Below are 15458 nucleotides of genomic sequence, written 5' to 3'. Positions count from 1 at the left end.
TCTTTCTCGATGGAACAGGTAAGCGAGACCTTCACCGTCGATCTGCGCCGCCTGACCGTCCTGCGGGAACTCCAGCGCCGGGGCAGTCTCGCCCGTACCGCCGAGGCCCTCCACCTCACCCCGTCCGCGGTCTCCCAGCAGATCGCCGCGCTGGCCCGGGAGGTGGGCGCGCCCCTCACCGAACGGGACGGCCGGGGCGTACGGCTCACCGGCCAGGCCCGGGTCCTGCTGGCGCACGCCGATCTGATCGCCGCCCAACTGGAGCGTGCCCGCGCCGACTTGGCGGCGTACGGGGAGGGCGGGCGCGGCTCGGTGACGGTCGGCTGCTTCTCCAGCGGCATCCTGGGGCTGCTGCCGGGGGCCCTGCGGGCGCTGGGGGCGCGGCTGCCGCACGTCCGGGTCGACGTCGTCGAGTCCGAGCCGCCGGATCTGTTCACCGCGCTGGACGGCGGGCAGGTGGACCTCGCGGTGGCGGTGGACTTCGCCGCGGGGCCGCCGCACACCGACCGCCGCTACAGCCGCATCGACCTGCTCACCGACGTCATGGACCTCGTGGTGCCGGAAGACCACCGGCTGGCGGGACGGGACGAGGCCGTCCCCTTGCGTGAACTGGCCGCCGACGCCTGGATCGTGGGCCATCCGCGCAGCTGTGTGGGGGCGGTGGCGCGTGCGGTGTGCGCGACGGCCGGTTTCACGCCGGACATCCGGCACGCGGTGAACGACTGGGCGGCGGTCGCGGCGCTCGTCGAGGCGGGGGCCGGGGTGGCGCTGATCCCGCGCCTGGTACGGCCGTTGCACGACGGCCGGCGCCTGTCCGTCGTACGGACCGAGGGTGAGCCGCCGTCCCGGAACGTGTTCGCGGCGGTGCGGACCGGGTCGGAGGACGACCCGGTGCTGGCCGCCGTACGGGAGGAACTGCGGCGTGCGGCGGACGAGTTGATGATCGCCGTCTGGGCGACGTAGGCGGGCTGGGCGAGGAGCCCGGGATCAGCTCGCCCGGCGGGCCACGGCCCGCGCCACCCGCGCCTCCAACGTCGGCCGGATCTGCGGCCATTCCTCCGCCGTGACGGAGAAGATCGCGGAGTCGCGCAGCCGTCCGTCCTCGCCCGGCGCCCAGGAGCGCGACCAGTTGCGCAGCACGCCCTCGAAGCGGGCGCCGACGCTCGCGATCGCCGCCTGGGAGCGGGCGTTGCGGGCGTCGGTCTTGAGGTCGACGCGGGAGACGCCCCACTCCTCGAAGGCGTGCCGGAACAGGAGGTACTTGGACTCGGCGTTCACGCCGGTGCCCTGCGCGGACCCCGCCAGCCAGCTGAAGCCGATCTCGATGGCGTCCAGACGGTCCGGCGAGCGCCAACTGCGCGGCTCCCAGTAGGAGGTGGTGCCGACGACCTGTCCGGTCGCCGTCGAGATCTGGGCGTACGGGGCGAGCCTGCCGTCCGCGGCCCGGCCGAGCTGGGCGTCGATGTACCCGGCGACCTCGTGGGCGCGCGGCACCCACGTGAACCCGTACGTGTCGCGGTCCTCCTCGGCGGCCGCGGCGAGACCGGACGCGTGCCGGTGCTCCAGCGGTTCCAGGCGCACCAGTTCGCCCTCCAGGAGCGGCCCCTCCAGCTTGAAGCTCAATGCCCGATGTCCCTTCGCAGTGCGGCGAACGCCTCGTGGAAACCGGGGAAAGTCTTCCGCACGCATCCGGGGTCGTCGAACGAAATACCGGGCACCCGCAGGCCGGTGACCGCGAAGGACATCACGATGCGGTGGTCGCCGTACGTCTTGATCTCGGCGCCCGCGGTCGCCGGGTCCAGCCCCGGTCGGATCTCGATCCAGTCAGGGCCGACCGTCACGTCCGCGCCCAGCCTCCGCAGGTTCTCCGCGCAGGCCTCCAGCCGGTCGCACTCCTTGACGCGCGTGTTCGCCACGTCCTCGATCCGAACCGGGCCGTCGGCGAAGGGGGCGATGGCCGCGAGCGTCGGCATGGTGTCCGAGATGTCCCGCATGTTGACGGTGAGGCCGCGCAGCCGGCCGGTGCCGCGGACGGTCGTGCCCTCCGGCGTCACCGAGACGTCGGCGCCCATCCGGCGCAGGACGTCCACGAAGCCCAGGTCCCCCTGGAGGGCGCCCGTCCCGAGGCCGGGGACGGTGACCTCGGCGCCGGGCGTGAGGGACGCGGCGGCGAAGAAGTAGCTGGAGGTGGAGGCGTCCGGCTCGATCGCGTACGTCGTGGCCCGGTAGCCACCCGCCGGGACGACGAAGACGTTCCCCTCCCGGGCGACCTCGACGCCGAACGCCCGCATCATCGCGATGGTGATCTCCACGTACGGCACGGAGACCAGGTCGGTGACGCGGATGCGCAGGCCGGTGCGGGTCAGCGGGCCGAGGAGCAGGAGCGCCGTCAGGTACTGGGACGACTGACCGGCGTCCAGCACGACCTCGCCGCCCTCGACGCCGGACGCCCGGACGGTCAGCGGGTGGTGACCCTCGGCCTCCTCGTGCCGTAGATCCACACCGAGGTCGCGCAGAGCGCGCGAGAGGGGCAACAGAGGCCGGCGACGCATCTGCTCGGAGGCGTCGAAGCGGTAGGTGCCGTGGCCGGCCGCGGCCAGCGTCGGCAGGAACCGCGCGGTCGTCGCCCCGTCCCGGCAGTAGACATCGGCCTCCGCCACCGCGGGCCCCTCGGGCCGACCGTCGACCTGCCAACTCTCCGGCGCCCGCCCAACCCGATACCCGAGCCGAACCAGCCCCTCGGCAAACCCCTCCGTGTCATCGGAACGAAGCGGCCGTACGAGCGTCGTGACACCATCGGCCGCCGCCGCGAGGAACAGGGCGCGAGCGGTGATGGACTTGGAACCGGGGATGGCGACAGCGGGCATGCCCTCATGATCGGCCGCGGAGCGCTTCCGGCGCCGGGGCGTCCAGGGGGTGGAACGCGGGGGTGGCTTCGGGGGAGGCCTCGGGGGCAGCCACGGGAGAGGCCTTAGGGGCGGCCACGGAAAGAGTCGCGGGCGAGGCCTCGGGGGCGGCCGCCGAAGGGAGCGCCGGGCTAGTTGCAGGTCAGCCGCGGGAGAAGCCTCGCGGGCAGCCACAGAAGAAGCCGCGGGACAGGCCTAGGGGGAGGCCGCCGGGGACGCCCCCGGGGCAGCCGCCGATAGCGGTACGGAGTCAGCCCCGGGAGAAGCCTCGCGGGCAGGTGCGGGACAGGCCGTGCGGGACGGGCCTAGGGGGCGGTCGCGGGAGCAGCCGTCGAAGGGGGCGCGGAGTCAGCCGCGGGCGAGGCCTCGGGGGCGGCCGCCGAAGGGAGCGCGGGATCGGGCGTGGTCCGGCGTACGTTCATCGACGCCAGTGCCACCCCGCCCACCAGCAACGCCGCCGCGCACCAGCGCAAGCCGCTCACTCCCTCTCCCAGGAACAGGGTCGCCGAGGACATGCCGAAGACCGGGACCAGGAGGGAGAAGGGGGCGACCGTGGAGGCCGGGTGGTGGCGGAGGAGTCGGCCCCAGGCGCCGAAGCCGAAGACCGTCGTGACCCAGGCGACGTAGACGACCGTGCCGGCGCCCTGCCAGTCGAGGGCGCGCAGCGCGTCGTAGTCCCGGGTGGGGCCCTCGGTCAGGAGGGACAGGGCGAGGAGGGGGAGGACCGGGACCGTGCTCACCCAGACCATGAAGTTGAGGGCGTCGGGGGGTGCCGCCTTGCGGGTGAGGACGTTGGAGGCGCCCCAGCAGGCCGCCGCCGCGACGCACAGGGCGAACGCGCCGAGGGGGCCGGACGCGCCCTCGTCGACGGCGGCGACCGCGATGCCCGCCAGCGCCACCGCCATGCCCAACGCCCTGATTCCGGAGGGACGTTCACCCAGGACCGCGAACGCGATCACCGCCGTGAACACCGCCTGGATCTGGAGCACCAGGGAGGACAGCCCGGCCGGCATCCCCGCGTCCATCGCGACGAACAGCAGGCCGAACTTCGCGACCCCCAGGACCAGGCCCACCGCAACGATCCACTTCCACGCCACCTTCGGGCGGCCCACGAAGAACACCGCGGGCAGGGCCGCCGCCAGGAAGCGCAGGGCGGAGAAGAGCAGCGGCGGGAAGTGGTCGAGGCCGATCTCGATGACGGTGAAGTTCACGCCCCAGACGGCGGCGACGAGGACGGCGAGGGCGATGTGGGCGGGGCGCATGCGTCGAGGATCGCCCGGGGTGACCGTGTAGCACCAGCGATGATTGCTGCATGGTTGGATGAAGCAGAGCTAAGCATTTGGAGCAGAGCCAAGCATTGGAGGGCCCCGTGCTCGATCTGCAACGTCTCCGCGCCCTGCACGCCGTCTCCGTCCACGGCACCGTCGGCGCGGCCGCCGCCGCGCTCGGCTACACCCCCTCCGCCGTGTCCCAGCAGATCGCCAAGCTGGAACGGGAGACCCGGACCGTGCTGCTGGAACGGGAGGGGCGCGGGGTGCGGCTCACCGCGGAGGCGCTGCAACTCGTGGACGCGGCTGAGGAGTTGCTCGCCATCGTCGAGCGTGCCGAGACCGGTATCGAGCAGCGGCGCAACACTCCGGCGGGGCGGCTGACGGTGGCCGCGTTCGCGTCGGCGGCGCGCGGGCTGCTGCCGGGCGTCCTCGCCGACCTCGCCCGCCGGCACCCCGCCCTCGACGTCCGGCTCTCCGAGATCGACCCGCATCTGTCGGTGGGGCTGGTGGCGCGGGGCGCGCTGGACCTGGCCGTCGTGCACGACTGGGACATCTCGCCGCTGCCGGTGCCGCCCGGGGTGGAGCAGGCGGTGATCGGCGAGGACCGGTGCACGCTGCTCGTGCCCGAGGGGCATCCCTTCGCCGGGCGGGGGAAGGTCCGGCGGGAGGACCTCGGCGGGGAGCGGTGGGTGTGCCAGCCGCCGGGCCGGGTCTGCCACGAGTGGCTGGTGCGGACCCTGCGGGGCGCCGGGCACGAGCCGGAGATCATCCACCAGGCCGACGAGAACCCCACCCTCGTCGCGCTCGTCGCCGCCGGCCTCGGCATCTGCCTCATCCCCCGCCTCGGCCGCGGCCCGCTGCCGGCCGGCGTCGCCGAGGTCGACCTCGACCCCACCCCCGTACGACGCCTGTACGCCCTCTGGCGCACGGGCGCGGCGGGCCGCCCGTCGATCACGGAGACGGTCCACACCCTCCAGAACCACTGGCCCAACACCTCAGCCCACCCGCCCCACTGAGCCGCCCCGCCGACCCCTGTGAACCGGCCCGTCCACCCCATCAAACCGCCCCGGCCACCCCGCTAACCCCGGCGAACCGGCCGCCCCGCCGACCCCGCTGAACCGGCCCACCCGCCCCGCCAAACCAACCCCGGCCAACCCACCACCCCGCTGAGCCAGCCCGTCCGCCCCGCCGACCCCCCTGAACCGGCCCGCCGACCCCATCAAACCAACCCGGCCGCCCCACCCACCCCGCCGAGCCGCCCCGCCCGCCGACCCCGCTGATCCGACCCACCCACCCCAATACCCCCTCACCCCCCAACTTCCGGGATTCGCGCCCCACCCGGGAACCCCTCCCCACCCCCGCCCGTCCAACCCCCGAGCTGTCGGAGAGTCACCGTGGTGCGGTGTCGGCCTCGCTGCTGGCTGCGAACGCTGACCTACCCTCTCCTCCGTACTGCGGCCGGCAGCACGCCGCCATCGGCGCGCCCCCCTCCAACAGCGCCGATGGCGGCCCCTCCATGACGTACGGTGCGCGCACTCCCTTGACTGGAAGAAACTTCCCGGATACCCCTGTCCCCACGGAAGTTTCCTTCAGCGGACATCTCCGGAAGGAGTGCGCGTTGCCCTCCAGACGTACCGTCCTCGCCGCCGGCGCGGGCGTCACCGCGGCCCTGGCATTCGGCACCGAAGCCCGGGCCGCCGGCCTCGACGACAAGAAGCTCCGTTCCCTCATCTCCCGTATGACCCTTGAGGAGAAGGTCGGCCAGCTCTTCGTGATGCGGGTCTACGGCCACTCCGCCACCGCCCCCGACCAGGCCGACATCGACGCCAACCTCAAGGAGATCGGCGTCCGCAGCGCCGCCGAGCTGCTCGCCAAGTACCGCGTGGGCGGCATCATCTACTTCACCTGGGCCCACAACACCCGCGACCCTCACCAGATCGCCGACCTCTCCAACGGCATCCAGAAGGCCTCCCTCACCCAGCCGCGCGGCCTGCCCGTCCTGATCTCCACCGACCAGGAACACGGCATCGTCTGCCGGGTCGGCGAGCCCGCCACGCTCTTCCCGGGCGCGATGGCGATCGGCGCGGGCGGGTCGAGCAAGGACGCCCGTTCCCTCGGCCGGATCGCGGGCCAGGAGTTGCGGGCCATCGGCATCCGGCAGAACTACTCCCCCGTCGCCGACGTCAACGTCAACCCCGCCAACCCGGTCATCGGCGTCCGTTCCTTCGGCGCCGACCCGCACGCGGTGGCCCGGCTCGTCGCCGCCGAGGTCGCCGGGTACCAGCACGGCCGTCAGGTCGCCGCCACCGCAAAGCACTTCCCCGGGCACGGCGACACCGCCGTCGACAGCCACTACGGCTTCCCGGTCATCACCCACACCCGCGAGCAGTGGGACCGGCTGGACGCCCCGCCGTTCCGGGCCGCGATCGCCGCCGGCATCGACTCGATCATGACCGCGCACATCATGGTCCCGGCCCTCGACGACTCCGGCGACCCGGCGACCCTGTCCCGCCCGATCCTCAACGGCATCCTGCGCGAGGAGCTCGGCTACGAGGGGGTGATCGTCACCGACTCCCTCGGCATGGAGGGCGTCCGCACGAAGTACGGCGACGACCGCGTCCCCGTGCTCGCCCTGAAGGCCGGGGTGGACCAGCTCCTCAACCCGCCCAACCTGGACGTCGCCTGGAACGCCGTGCTCAAGGCCGTCCAGGACGGTGAGCTGACCGAGGCGCGGCTCGACGAGTCGATCCTGCGGGTGCTGCGGCTGAAGGCGAAACTGGGGCTGTTCGAGAGGCCGTACGTCAGCCAGGGCGGTGTCACCCGTACCGTCGGCGTCCCCGCCCATCTCGCGGCGGCCGACCGGATCGCCGAGCGGACGACGACCCTGCTGGTCAACAAGGGCGGGCTGCTGCCCCTGTCGCCGCGCAGGCTCCTGGTGTGCGGCGCCGATCCGGCCTCCCCGTCCGGCACCACCGGGCCGCCCACCGGCGTCCTCGCGACCGCGTTCACCGAACTCGGCTTCACGGCCACGGCCCTGTCGACGGGCACGGCACCTTCGGCCGCCACCGTCGCCAAGGCGGTCGCGGCGGCGCAGGACGCGGACACGGTCGTCGTGGGGACGTACAACCTGAACGCCGCGCAGAAGTCGCTGGTCGAGCAGTTGCTGGCGACGGGGAAGCCGGTGGTGGCGATCGCGATCCGCAATCCGTACGACGTGGCCCAACTGCCCGGCGTCCCGGCCTACGTGGCGGCGTACTCCTGGACCGACGTCGAACTGCGGGCCGCCGCGCGGGTGATCGCGGGCGCGGTGGCACCGCGCGGGAAGCTGCCGGTGCCGGTGCAGAAGGCCGACGATCCGGCGCAGGTGCTCTATCCGATCGGCCACGGGCTCTCGTATCCGACGTAGTGCGCGTACGCCACACACCCGGCGCACGCCCGCCAAAGGGCGCAAAGCACCCCGCACGGCTGGCGTGTCCCCGCCACGGCGGGTCACGCTGGTCCGGGGTGTCCGGGGGGATGCGATGCGCGAGAGATGGTCGGCCGGGGCGGTGTGCGCCATGCTCGCCGTGCTGCTCGCGGCCCTGCTGACCGGCTGCCAGAGCACACCGGACCGCGGCACCGAGAGCGACGGCCGGATCAGCAACGAGGTGACACCGACCCGGCCCTCCGGGTACGGGACGGTGTTCCTCGGCGTCGACGAGTGCAGCTCCTTCGGCACCACCAGCTTCACCGAGGTGCCCTGCACCAGTGAGCGGGCGGCGGCGCGGGTCGTGGCGCGCTTCGACGGCACCACCGCCGACGGCCCGCTGTGCCCCAGCACCACCGACTTCGTGCTGCACATCAGCGAACAGGCCCCGTCCTCCGACGAGGACGGCGACGGGGCGGTCCCGCAGGGCTACGCCTGTATGCGCAACCTCTCCGCCCCGCACCCCGGCGACCCGGGCGGCGGGGGCGGGCCGCGCACCATCGTCGGCGACTGCGTCTACGGCTCCGGCGACGGGCAGGTCCGCGAGACCGCGTGCGACGGCAAGGGCGCGAAGAAGCCGGAGTTCAAGGTGACGAAGGCGGTCGCCAAGCGCAGCCGGTGCCCGCTGTCCACGGCCCTGTACGTCCAGCTCGGTGGCCGGGAACCGGTCGGCTGCGCCCGACCGCTCTGACCTGCGCCGCCCGAACTTTTCCCGATCTCCCCTGGTGCGCACGGGAGTTGCTCCGATAGCTTCCGCTCGCACATCTGTCTCACAGGGGAGGGTGCATGCGCAAGGCGCTCAGATGGCTGCTGGCGCTCACGGTGCTCATAGGCACGTTGAGCACGGCAGGGGCGGCCACCGCCGCCGAGCCGGAGGCCACCACCACCGATATCAAGGAGCAACTGCTCTCCATACCGGGCATGAGCCTGATCGAGGAGAAGCCCTACACCGGCTACCGCTTCTTCGTCCTCAACTACACCCAGCCGGTGGACCACCGGCACCCGTCCAAGGGCACGTTCCAGCAGCGGATCACCGTGCTGCACAAGGACGTCAGCCGCCCGACGGTGTTCTACACCGGCGGCTACAACGTCTCGACGACGCCGAGCCGCCGCGAGCCGACCCAGATCGTGGACGGCAACCAGGTCTCCATGGAGTACCGCTTCTTCACGCCGTCCCGGCCCGACCCGGACGACTGGAGCAAGCTGGACATCTGGCAGGCGGCCAGCGACCAGCACCGCATCTTCAAGGCGCTGAAGACCGTCTACTCGAAGAACTGGATCGCCACCGGCGGCTCGAAGGGCGGCATGACCGCCACCTACTACGAGCGCTTCTACCCCAAGGACATGGACGGCGTGGTGGCGTACGTGGCCCCCAACGACGTCGTCAACGACGAGGACTCGGCCTACGACCGCTTCTTCGCCTCCGTCGGCACCAAGGAGTGCCGCGACCGGCTGAACGCCGTGCAGCGCGAGGCGCTGGTGCGCCGGGAGTCCCTGGAGAAGAAGTACGCGGCCTACGCGGAGGCGGAGGGCTACACCTTCACCACGATCGGCAGCCTGGACCGGGCGTACGAGGCCGTCGTCCTCGACTACGTGTGGGGCTTCTGGCAGTACAACCTGCTGGCCGACTGCGCCGACGACGAGCTGATCCCGCCGGACGCGAAGACCGCGACCGACGACCAGATCTGGAACTCGATCGACACGATCTCCGGGTTCTCCTTCTACACCGACCAGGGCCTGGAGCCGTACACCCCGTACTACTACCAGGCGGCCACCCAACTCGGCGCGCCCACCATCCACTTCCCGTACATCGAGAAGAAGTACATCCGCTACGGCTACCAGCCGCCGCGCAACTTCGTCCCGCGTGACATCCCGACGAAGTTCCAGCCGTACGCGATGCGGGACGTCGACACCTGGATCCGGCACAACGCCCGGCACATGCTCTACGTCTACGGCCAGAACGACCCGTGGGGCGGCGAGCGGTTCCGCGTCGACAAGGGCGCGAAGGACTCCTACGTCTTCACGGCCCCCGGCCTGAACCACTACGCGAACGTGGCCGGTCTGGTCGCCGACCAGAAGGCCTTCGCGACGGCCCGCATCCTCGACTGGGCGGGCGTCTCGGCCGCCGCGGTCGCCGAGGCGAAGCCGCTCGCGTCGTACGACAAGAAGCTGGACGTGCGCGACATGGAGCGCGAGCCCACGCTGCGTCCGTAGCACTCGGCTCCGGTGCGCCACAGGGCGCACCGGAGCTCTCAGTACCGCTTCCAGCTGCTGGACTCGTAGGTCCCCCGGCCCACCTGGCCCTTGATCCACACCTTGCGGGTGCCGGCGTACGTCTTCACCGGCCCGGCGTGATGCGTGTACTTCCCCTTGTCGACGACGGCCCCGAAGCCGCGCGCCTGGATGCTGACCATCATGGTGCGCTTGCCGCCGCCGGTGCTCTTCGGGAACGTCATGGCGCAGAGCCAGCCGCCGTCCTTGTAGAGCTTGACGGAGCCGGTGGAGAAGGTGAACGTGCGGATCTTCCGGCCCTCGCAGGAGTCCGCCGAAACGGCCTGCGCCTGACCGGGCACCGCGATCGCGAGCAGCCCGGAAGCGGTCAGCCCGGCGAGCACGACCGCGGCCCGCCGCCGTATCGCACCAGTCCCTCGGTCCACTGTGGTCCCTCCCGTACCCCGGCGATGAGCGTACTGGTGTACGGACGCACGACGTATGTCGGATGGTTGCACGACCGTCACGGGATCAGGCCATGATCCGCCCGGCCGGGCGGACGTCAGGCGACCACCGGGGCGTCCTCCCCGACGAACGTCCGCCACAACTCGGCGTACCGCCCGCCCAGCGCCAGCAGCTCCGCGTGCGTCCCGTCCTCCGCGACCCGTCCGTGATCCATCACGACCACCCGGTCCGCGCGCGCCGCGGTCGTCAGCCGGTGGGCGACCACGAGGGTCGTACGGCGGCCCGCGAGTCGGTCGGTGGCCTGGTTGACCTGGGCCTCGGTGGCCAGGTCCAGGGCGGCCGTCGCCTCGTCGAGGAGCAGGATGTCGGGGTCGACGAGTTCCGCGCGGGCCAGCGCGATCAGCTGGCGCTGGCCGGCCGAGAGGTTGCGGCCGCGTTCGGCGACCTCGTGGAGGTAGCCGCCGTCGAGGGTGGCGATCATCTCGTGCGCGCCGACCGCGCGGGCCGCCGCCTCCACCTCGGCGTCGGTGGCGTCGGGGCGGCCGTAGGCGATGGCGTCGCGGACGGTGCCCGGGAAGAGGTACGCCTCCTGCGGGACGACACCGAGCCGGTGCCGGTACGAGGTGAGGTCGAGCGCCCGCAGATCCGTGCCGTCGACGGTGACCCGGCCGCCGGTCGGGTCGTAGAACCGCGCCACCAGCTTCACCACGGTCGACTTGCCCGCGCCGGTCTCGCCGACGAACGCGACGGTCTGCCCGGCGGGGATGCGCAGCTCGATCCCGCTCAGGGCCTCCTCGTCGTCGCCGTACGCGAAGTGCACGCCCTCGAAGGCGACTTCACCGCGCAGGGAGAGCACCTCCAGCGGCTCGTCCGCTGCCTTCGTCGAGGTCGGCTCCTGGAGCAGTTCCTGGATGCGGCCCAGCGACACGGTGGCCTGCTGGTAGCCGTCGAAGACCTGGGAGAGCTGCTGCACCGGCGCGAAGAACAGGTCGATGTAGAGGAGATACGCGACCAGCGCGCCGGTGGTGAGGGTCGCGTCGTCGATCCGTCCGGCGCCCGCGATGAGAACGGCCGCGGCGGCGACCGATGACAGCAGCTGCACGAACGGGAAGTAGACCGAGATGAGCCACTGACCCCGGATACGGGCCTGCCGGTAGCTGTCGCTGCGCTCCGTGAACCGCGCCCCGCCGTCCCGCTCGCGCCGGAAGGCCTGCACGATCCGCAGCCCGGCGACGGACTCCTGGAGATCGGCGTTGACCACCGACACCCGCTCACGGGCGAGTTCGTACGCCTTCACGCTCGCCTTGCGGAAGAAGTACGTGGCGACGATCAGCGGCGGCAGCGTCACGAAGACGACCAGCGCCAGCTGCACGTCGAGCACCAGCAGGGCGACCATGATGCCGAAGAAGGTGACGACGGAGACGAACGCGGTGACGAGCCCGGTCTGCAGGAAGGTGGACAGGGCGTCGACGTCCGTCGTCATCCTGGTCATGATCCGGCCGGTCAACTCGCGCTCGTAGTAGTCGAGTCCGAGCCGCTGGAGCTGCGCGAAGATCTTCAGCCGGAGCGAGTACAGCACCCGCTCGCCGGTCCGCCCGGTCATCCGCGTCTCGCCGACCTGCGCGGCCCACTGCACGGCGACCGTGAGCAGCCCGAGCAGCGAGGCCGCCCAGACCGCGCCGAGGGCCATCTCGCCGACGCCGCTGTCGATGCCGTGCCGGATCAGGATCGGCAGCAGCAGTCCCATGCCGGCGTCGACGGCGACGAGCCCGAGGCTGATGAGGAGGGGAGCGCCGAAGCCTCGGAGAAGCCGCCGCAGCCCGTACGACTCCTCGGGCGTGACCGCCCGCGCCTCGTCGATGTCCGGGGTGTCGGTCGCCGGAGGCAGCGCCTCCACCTGGGCGAGCAGCTCGGGCGTGGCCGGGGTGCCGGAGAGCGCGGTGTCCTTCGGCTCCCGGTCGCCGGTCCACAGCCGCGGGGTCACTCCGCGCTCGGCGTCGAACTCGGCGTCCAGTTCGTCGCGTACGGAGGTGTCCTCGGCCGGGGCGAGGGGCTGGGCGTGGCCGGGGGATACGCCGCCGAGTTCGTCGGGGTCGGTGAGCAGGCGCCGGTAGAGGGCGGACCGTTTCTCCAGCTCGGCGTGGGTGCCGATGTCGGCGAGCCGGCCGTGGTCGAGGACGGCGATGCGGTCGGCGAGGTTGAGGGTGGAGCGGCGGTGCGCGATGAGCAGCGTGGTCCGCCCCTCCATGACCTGCCTCAGCGCCTCGTGGATCTCGTGCTCGACGCGGGCGTCCACGGCGGAGGTGGCGTCGTCGAGGACGAGGAGGCGGGGGTCGGTGAGGATCGCGCGGGCGAGCGCGATGCGCTGGCGCTGGCCGCCGGAGAGGGTGAGGCCGTGCTCGCCGACCTTGGTGTCGTAGCCCTCGGGCAGCTCGCTGATGAACCGGTCCGCCTGGGCGGCACGCGCGGCGGTCTCGATCTGCTCCTGGGTGGCCTCGGGACGGCCGTACGCGATGTTGTTGCGGACGGTGTCGGAGAAGAGGAAGGAGTCCTCGGGGACGAGCCCGATGGCGGCCCGCAGCGAGTCGAGGGTCAGCTCGCGGACGTCGTGGCCGCCGACGAGGACGGCGCCGTGGGTGACGTCGTAGAAGCGCGGCAGGAGGAGGGAGACGGTGGACTTGCCGGAGCCGGAGGAGCCGACGACGGCGAGGGTCTCACCGGGCCGGATCTCGAAGGAGAGGCCGTCGAGGACGTTGCGGCCGTCCTCGTAGCCGAAGGAGACGTCGTCGAACTCGACGGTGGCCGGAGCGTCGGCGGGCAGCTCCTTGGCCCCGTCCTTCATGCTCGGCTCGGTGTCGATCAGCTCCAGGACCCGCTCGGTGCCGGCGCGGGCCTGCTGGGCGACGGTGAGGACCATGGCGAGCATGCGGACCGGCCCGACGAGCTGGGCGAGATAGGTCGAGAAGGCGACGAACGTGCCGAGGGTGATGTGCCCGCGCACGGCCAGCCAGCCGCCGAGGGCGAGCATGGCGACCTGCCCGAGCGCCGGGACGGCTTGCAGGGCCGGGGTGTACTTGGAATTGAACCGGATGGTCCGCAGCCGCCCCGCGAAGAGCCGCCGCCCGACCTCCCGGAGCTTCCCGGTCTCCTGCTCCTCCTGCCCGAACCCCTTGACCACGCGTACGCCGCCCACGGCACCGTCGACCACTCCGGCGACGGCGGCGGCCTGGGCCTGCGCGTACCAGGTGGCGGGGTGCAGCTTGCTACGGGAACGTTTCGCGATCCAGGCGAGGGCGGGCGCGACGGCAAGAGCGACCAGGGTCAGCGGAATGGACAGCCAGGCCATCACGACCAGGGAGATCAGGAACAGGGCGAAGTTGCCGATGGTCATCGGCAGCATGAAGAGAAGGCCCTGGATCAGCTGGAGGTCGCTGGTGGCCCGCCCCACGACCTGCCCGGTCGACAGCTCGTCCTGCCGCCGCCCGTCGAGCCGCGTGATCGTGCCGTACATCTCGGTCCGCAGGTCGTGCTGGACGTCGAGGGCGAGACGGCCGCCGTAGTAGCGACGGATGTAGGTGAGCACGTACACGAGCACGGCGGCGCCGATGAGCATCCCGGCCCAGGGGGCCATGTCCCGGCTGTGATCACCGATGACGTCATCGATGATCACCTTCGTGATCAGCGGCACGAGCGCCATGACCGCCATACCGGCGAGGCTCGACCCCAGGGCCAGGACGACGTCCTTCGGATACCGCCAGGCGTATCCGGCCAGCCGCCGTGCCCATCCCCGCTGTCTCACGTGCCCGTCCTCCACTCCGCTCCGCTGGTGTGCCGGAAGGGCACAACGCGGAGGGGCTTGGATTTCATCCCGCCGCAACATTTCGGGGGAAGGGGGCGAGGACGGGGAAGGCAGATCTTCACCTCACCCGGCGGCTTCGCGGGGTTACGGTGTGCGCATGCCGACCGAAGGCCCCCGGGGCAGAACACCAGGGTGGATGAAGGCCGTCGCGGCGTTCGTCCTCCTCGTGCTCGTGCCCCTCGCGATCTTTCTTCTGGTGTCGCTCTCGACGATGAGGCCGATTCCCTGGTGATCTCCTGTCCGGTCAGCGCGCGGGCTTGACGCTCAGGTAGTAGAACCGCGTCGTCTGCACCGCGTTCTGGTTGTCGTCGCTCACCAGCAGCACCTTGAAGCCACCCTTGCTCCGGCCCGTGACCGTCATGCCCTCGATGTTGTCGAGGAGCGGGTTCGGCTGGGGCTGCTTGGCGGTGGCGCCGAGGGTGGGGCAGGCGGCGATGTCCGCGAGGAGGGTCTTCCTCACCAGCCGTACGCCGTCCTGGCCCGTCAGGTTCTCCACCCCGCTCGTGTCCGTGGCGTGGCGCGGGTCGGCCAGGTAGAGGCGGACCGTGTTGCCGACGCCGGACGTGAAGCCGCGCTCCAGGACGAGGAGGCGGCCGTCTGGGAGGGACTGGACCTCGGGGACGCCGAGGCCGGCGTCGGGCTGGTAGGCGTACTGGGTCGACAGGGCGAAGCCCGCACCGTTCCGCCGCCAGGTCTGGAAGCGGACCGCGCCCGAGGTGTCGCCGGACAGGGCGTACTCCATCGACGCCAGCAAGGACCGGCCCCCGCGGAACCACGTCAGCCCCTCGAACGTGCCGTTGGAGACCGCCCGTCCCGCCGGTGCCACCCGCAGCGCGTCCGGCACCGGCAGGCGGTCGAGGATGTGCCCGTCCTCGCTGTAGCGGCGGATGGACGGCTCCGTCTCCGACGTCACCAGCCGGGTGCCGTCCCGGTCGATCACCAGGCCCTCGGAGTCGAGGGCGGCGCCGTTCTCGTCGGCGAGCGGCACCACGCCCCTGGGGGCGAGGGTCCGCGCGTCCAGCGAGAACAGCGACGACCGGTCGGAGAGCGCCGCGAGCGAGCCGTCCCGGTCCACCGCCAGCGCGGAGAAGTTGCCGACGAACGTCCCGTCGTACGACGTCTTGTCGAGCGCGTCGGAGAAGCGGTCGATCGAGACGGCGGGCGAACAGGCGTGGGCCGAGGGGGTGTTGGCGGCGGCGGGGCCCCCGGCTGACAGGCAGGTGGTGGCCGCCGCCAGGCCGGCGGTGACGGTCGCGAGTACGGTTCTCAGGCGCATGGGC

The 15458-nt window shown here is 72.1% G+C and carries 12 protein-coding genes; 6 read left to right on the top strand and 6 right to left on the bottom strand.

The window, feature by feature from the left end; all coding sequences use genetic code 11:
* Nucleotides 1-9 precede the first annotated feature (9 nt).
* Nucleotides 10-963: a LysR family transcriptional regulator gene (locus tag IQ210_RS01535; protein WP_194075921.1), complete on the top strand. Its 954-nt coding sequence runs from the start codon at nt 10-12 to the stop codon at nt 961-963.
* A 24-nt stretch (nt 964-987) separates the two neighbouring features.
* Here the strand turns inward: IQ210_RS01535 and IQ210_RS01530 are convergent, their stop codons facing one another.
* From IQ210_RS01530 to IQ210_RS01520, 3 genes are all read right to left on the bottom strand, one after another.
* Nucleotides 988-1623, bottom strand: coding sequence for a GNAT family N-acetyltransferase (locus tag IQ210_RS01530; RefSeq protein ID WP_194075919.1), 636 nt, complete (start codon nt 1621-1623; stop codon nt 988-990).
* Nucleotides 1620-2867 carry a 3-phosphoshikimate 1-carboxyvinyltransferase gene (aroA, locus tag IQ210_RS01525; RefSeq protein WP_194075916.1) on the bottom strand — a complete coding sequence of 416 codons (1248 nt, stop codon included), beginning with the start codon at nt 2865-2867 and terminating at the stop codon, nt 1620-1622. The genes IQ210_RS01530 and aroA overlap by 4 nt, the downstream gene beginning before the upstream one ends.
* 344 nt (nt 2868-3211) lie before the next feature.
* On the bottom strand, nt 3212-4168 hold the full coding sequence (locus tag IQ210_RS01520) for an EamA family transporter (RefSeq protein ID WP_194075914.1): 957 nt from the start codon (nt 4166-4168) through the stop codon (nt 3212-3214).
* A 107-nt stretch (nt 4169-4275) separates the two neighbouring features.
* Here IQ210_RS01520 and IQ210_RS01515 point away from each other — a divergent pair, with 107 nt between their 5' ends.
* The 4 genes from IQ210_RS01515 (at nt 4276) to IQ210_RS01500 (ending at nt 9857) form a co-directional block, all read left to right on the top strand.
* On the top strand, nt 4276-5193 hold the full coding sequence (locus IQ210_RS01515) for a LysR family transcriptional regulator (protein WP_194075911.1): 918 nt from the start codon (nt 4276-4278) through the stop codon (nt 5191-5193).
* Nucleotides 5194-5795: 602 nt separating this feature from the next.
* Nucleotides 5796-7583, top strand: coding sequence for a glycoside hydrolase family 3 protein (locus IQ210_RS01510; RefSeq protein WP_228046681.1), 1788 nt, complete (start codon nt 5796-5798; stop codon nt 7581-7583).
* Nucleotides 7584-7698: 115 nt separating this feature from the next.
* Nucleotides 7699-8334, top strand: a complete 636-nt coding sequence (locus IQ210_RS01505) for an LppU/SCO3897 family protein (RefSeq protein WP_194075907.1) — start codon at nt 7699-7701, stop codon at nt 8332-8334.
* A 95-nt stretch (nt 8335-8429) separates the two neighbouring features.
* Nucleotides 8430-9857 carry a S28 family serine protease gene (locus IQ210_RS01500; RefSeq protein WP_194075905.1) on the top strand — a complete coding sequence of 476 codons (1428 nt, stop codon included), beginning with the start codon at nt 8430-8432 and terminating at the stop codon, nt 9855-9857.
* 38 nt (nt 9858-9895) lie between these two features.
* Here the strand turns inward: IQ210_RS01500 and IQ210_RS01495 are convergent, their stop codons facing one another.
* The gene (locus IQ210_RS01495) at nt 9896-10300 is read right to left on the bottom strand and encodes a hypothetical protein (RefSeq protein ID WP_194075902.1); all 405 of its coding nucleotides are present in this window, start codon (nt 10298-10300) and stop codon (nt 9896-9898) included.
* Nucleotides 10301-10416: 116 nt separating this feature from the next.
* Nucleotides 10417-14118, bottom strand: coding sequence for an ABC transporter ATP-binding protein (locus IQ210_RS01490; RefSeq protein WP_322656295.1), 3702 nt, complete (start codon nt 14116-14118; stop codon nt 10417-10419).
* Nucleotides 14119-14275: 157 nt separating this feature from the next.
* Between IQ210_RS01490 and IQ210_RS47810 the strand changes: the two genes are divergently transcribed.
* Entirely contained in the window at nt 14276-14410 is a 135-nt protein-coding gene (locus IQ210_RS47810; RefSeq protein ID WP_256780980.1) for a hypothetical protein, read from the top strand.
* 12 nt (nt 14411-14422) lie between these two features.
* On the opposite strand, the gene IQ210_RS01485 is transcribed toward IQ210_RS47810, so the two are convergent.
* Entirely contained in the window at nt 14423-15454 is a 1032-nt protein-coding gene (locus IQ210_RS01485; protein ID WP_194075898.1) for an esterase-like activity of phytase family protein, read from the bottom strand.
* Nucleotides 15455-15458: the final 4 nt, after the last annotated feature.

The organism is Streptomyces justiciae, from assembly GCF_015163075.1.
GTDB classification, from domain to species: Bacteria; Actinomycetota; Actinomycetes; order Streptomycetales; family Streptomycetaceae; genus Streptomyces; species Streptomyces justiciae.
The sequence above is the reverse complement of the archived record's forward strand: the minus strand, read 5'-3'. Positions and strand labels throughout refer to the sequence as shown.